This window comes from Dawidia cretensis (genome assembly GCF_018598175.1).
GTDB classification, from domain to species: domain Bacteria; phylum Bacteroidota; class Bacteroidia; order Cytophagales; family Cyclobacteriaceae; genus Ohtaekwangia; species Ohtaekwangia cretensis.
In genome coordinates this window covers 1-1143 of sequence record NZ_JAHESE010000084.1, presented here as the reverse complement: position 1 = coordinate 1143, position 1143 = coordinate 1, and the positions used below count along the sequence as shown (strand labels likewise).

The window sequence follows — 1143 nt, the reverse complement described above, 5'->3', positions numbered from 1 at the left end:
CACAGTCACCGCAGGGAACTTGTGCACCTACCAGGCCGAGTGGCGCGACGCGGCGGGGCTTGGGATCAAAACCGTTACCGGCACGATTACCGGTGGACAAACACCACTGGCTATAGGCCGCGCACGCCGGCACCGTACGTTTGCCACGGACTCGGCGGTTTCAGCCCAGTGGTATATTTTGCCAGGCAAGCCTTACACCGGGTTACTGATGGCCGATGTGTACCGGCAGGATGCCGGCAAGGGTTCCTATAAAAAATTAGCATCGCCCTTGTTTGCCGTGGCGAAGGGAGACTCCATGCTCTTTTACCTGCACGAAACCGTACGACCGGGTACGCTGTACCGGTATTATATTCGGCCTACGGACGACCTGGGCAATGCCGCACAACCTTCCGATACCATCAGCTTACTGGCCGTGGACTTTGCCAGCTTGCCTTTACTGCGCAACGTGCAGGCCCGTGACACAGCCAACGGTATTGCCTTGCAATGGGCTCCGATCGGTGACCTGCCCTACGTGGTCGGCGTGGAGATCCAACGATCGCGCGATGCACGAGGCGACTACGTCGTGATCGACACCGTGGAGGTGTCCCGTCATACATACTTCGACAAACAGGTATTTCCGGATATTCCCTATTATTATCGCTTCCGTACGTTGGCGCTAAAGGGCCGCGAACGCAACGCAGGCTATACGGGCTACGCTACGGCATCAGTGAAAAACACCAGTCGCAATCCTGATCCGCCGTACGGCTTGCGTGGCACCCTTGTCAATGGCAAGGTACAGCTGCGTTGGCAGCCGGTGCCCGATACCGATGTCTATGGTTATTATGTATACCGCAGCGTTTCGGGGAGTGACCGGTTCGAGGTCCTTTCGAACGGGTTACAAAAAACCGAATATACCGACACGTCGTCCATAGGAGGACGCACCCAATACGTCTATGGCGTGAAGGCCGTGAACCGGAACAGTCTGGAGAGCGACTTTTCCAACCTGGTCACGATGCGCCAAAGTGTGCTGCAGCTGCCGCAGGAACCCGCCGGGGTCAACGCGTGGTTGAACAACCGTACGGTGATACTCGACTGGCCTTCGGCGGCCCGGGCAGACTATGCCGTGGCCGGCTACACGGTGTCCCGCCGCGAAGCCCAGCCTGC

Annotated in this window: 1 protein-coding gene; it reads left to right on the top strand. The window is 58.4% G+C overall.

What is annotated here, in order from left to right:
- A partial coding sequence (locus KK062_RS29790; RefSeq protein ID WP_254088039.1) for a fibronectin type III domain-containing protein occupies positions 1-1143 on the top strand: 1143 nt, incomplete at both ends.